The 2,583-nt window shown below is 35.5% G+C and carries 3 protein-coding genes; all 3 read left to right on the forward strand.

Features of this window, described 5'->3' with window-relative positions:
* Window positions 1-79: 79 nt before the first annotated feature.
* Window positions 80-349 carry a 30S ribosomal protein S14 gene (rpsN, locus tag BU038_RS12180; protein WP_002480842.1) on the forward strand — a complete coding sequence of 90 codons (270 nt, stop codon included), beginning with the start codon at window positions 80-82 and terminating at the stop codon, window positions 347-349.
* Between the two features lie 179 nt (window positions 350-528).
* Complete coding sequence (gene guaC, locus BU038_RS12185; RefSeq protein WP_107606235.1) at window positions 529-1,506, forward strand: GMP reductase; 978 nt, start codon at window positions 529-531, stop codon at window positions 1,504-1,506.
* Window positions 1,507-1,606: 100 nt separating this feature from the next.
* Window positions 1,607-2,542 carry a CAP domain-containing protein gene (locus BU038_RS12190; RefSeq protein WP_107606236.1) on the forward strand — a complete coding sequence of 312 codons (936 nt, stop codon included), beginning with the start codon at window positions 1,607-1,609 and terminating at the stop codon, window positions 2,540-2,542.
* Window positions 2,543-2,583: the final 41 nt, after the last annotated feature.

Raw genomic sequence — 2,583 nt, forward strand, 5'->3', positions numbered from 1 at the left:
AAGATGGAAATTTTGTTATGATATAAATCGTAATAATTACGATTATGAACATTTACTATTAAGAAAGGTAGGAACTTTAATGGCAAAAAAATCAAAAGTTGTTAAAGAACAAAAACGAGAAGAACTCGTTGCTAAATATTACGCAAAACGTCAAGAGTTAAAAGCTAAAGGTGACTATGAAGCTTTAAGAAAATTACCTAGAGATTCATCACCAACACGTTTAACTCGCAGATGTAAAGTAACTGGAAGACCTCGTGGCGTAATGAGAAAATTCGAAATGTCACGTATCGCATTCAGAGAACATGCACATAAAGGTCAAATTCCTGGCGTAAGAAAAGCAAGCTGGTAATTTCTAGTTTTTAGCAATCAATTTATTATGAAACACATTTCTTGAACGAAATGTGTTCTTTTTTTGCGCATTTTTTGAAGAAAACACGCTTTTTTATGGTAAAAGTCATAATGAGGTAGTATGATGTATATTGGACTTTTTGAGTTAGAGAAAATAAAGGGTAAGGTGTAAAGATAGATATGAAAATTTTTGATTATGAAGATATCCAAATGATTCCAAATAAATGTATAGTAAAAAGCCGTTCGGAATGTGATACATCCATCCAATTCGGACCACGTCGTTTCAAGATGCCGGTTGTTCCTGCAAATATGCAGACAGTTATGAATGAAAAATTAGCAGAATGGTTCGCAGAAAATGATTACTTCTATATTATGCATCGTTTTGATGAAGCAGCTCGTATTCCATTCATCAAAAAAATGCAAGATAAAGGATTATTCGCATCTATTTCTGTAGGTGTTAAAGATAATGAATATGATTTCGTTAAAGAAATCGCAGAACAAGGTTTAAAACCTGAGTATGTCACAATCGATATTGCACATGGTCACTCAGAACAAGTGATCAACATGATTCGCCACTTGAAAGAATATTTACCAGAGTCATTTGTGATTGCTGGCAACGTAGGTACGCCTGAGGGTGTGAGAGAATTAGAAAATGCAGGTGCAGATGCGACAAAAGTTGGTATCGGACCTGGTCGTGTTTGTATTACTAAAATCAAAACTGGCTTCGGTACAGGCGGTTGGCAATTAGCAGCAGTGAACCACTGCAGTAAAGCAGCACGTAAGCCAATCATCGCTGATGGCGGTATCAGAACACACGGCGACATCGCGAAATCTATCCGCTTCGGTGCTTCAATGGTAATGATTGGATCATTATTTGCAGCACATGAAGAATCACCAGGGGAAACAGTAGAACTTGACGGTAAATTATACAAAGAATACTTCGGCAGTGCTTCTGAATTCCAAAAAGGTGAGCGCAAAAATGTTGAAGGTAAGAAAATGTTTGTAGAACATAAAGGGTCTTTAGCAGATACATTAAATGAAATGCAACAAGATTTACAAAGCTCTATTTCTTATGCAGGCGGTAAAGACTTGCTAGAATTAAGAAAAGTAGACTATGTCATCGTAAGAAACTCTATCTTTAATGGGGATAGAGACTAAGCTTTACCTTTTGGAGGTGTAGACGATTAGACGTACTTTTTCATTTGTTGTCATCCTGTTACTTGCTGCTTTAATCATTCCAGTTAAAGAGACACCATGGATGATTGACTTTCAAAATCAAGCGAAAGCAAAAATACAAGCAATTACCGCACATGAAAGTGTCAATGAAACTACGCTTAAAGTGCCGGATAAGCAAGATTTTGCATTAAATAATATTCAAATGAATATGACAAAAGATGAAGTGGAACAAGCTTTAGGTAAACCTGAGCGTGTCAGCGCAAATGAATATGGTTTGAAATGGTACACATATCATAAAGATTATCGTTCTTTTGTGATGGTCAGTTATATGAATAATAAAGTGAATGGTATTTATAGTAATCAAAATGTTATCTCTTCAAAATTGAAAATCAAGTATGGTTCGCCGAAATCAGCTGTCAGAGATAGATTAGGCCAACCGATTGATGAAATGACGAAAGGTAATTATAGATATCAAATCACGAGCGATGAATATGATGTGTTTGATAAAGATGGTATTTATACGACTGTCTTTTATGACAAGCATGAAAATAATCAAGTGACAGGTGTCATGCAAATCAGTAAGGAAATGGAACATCGTCTGACCAAGCCTTACGGTGCGCCATCGTCTTCACTAGCGCAAAGTTTTGAAATGCAGAACTTTGATATTGTCAATGCAGAGCGTGTTCAAAAAGGCTTATCTGTGTTGAAATATAGTGAAGCCATTTCTAATACTGCAAGAAAACACAGTAAAGATATGGCTGACAACCATTACTTTGATCATACTAATCCTAATGGTGAATCTCCATTTGATCGAATGAAAAAAGATGGCATTGATTATAATAGCGCGGGTGAAAACTTAGCGTATGGTCATCAAAATAGTATTTTCGCACATGAAGGTTTGATGAATTCAGAAGGACATCGAAAAAATATTTTACAACCAAGCTTTAAAAACTTAGGTGTCGGTGTTGATTTCAATGATGAACGTCAACCTTTCTGGACCGAAAATTATACAAGTTAATCAGCTTAAAAATGAAGGCAAAATTTCTGGGTTTACTAGAG

The sequence above is a fragment of the Staphylococcus simulans genome, from assembly GCF_003043455.1.
Lineage (GTDB): Bacteria > Bacillota > Bacilli > Staphylococcales > Staphylococcaceae > Staphylococcus > Staphylococcus simulans_A.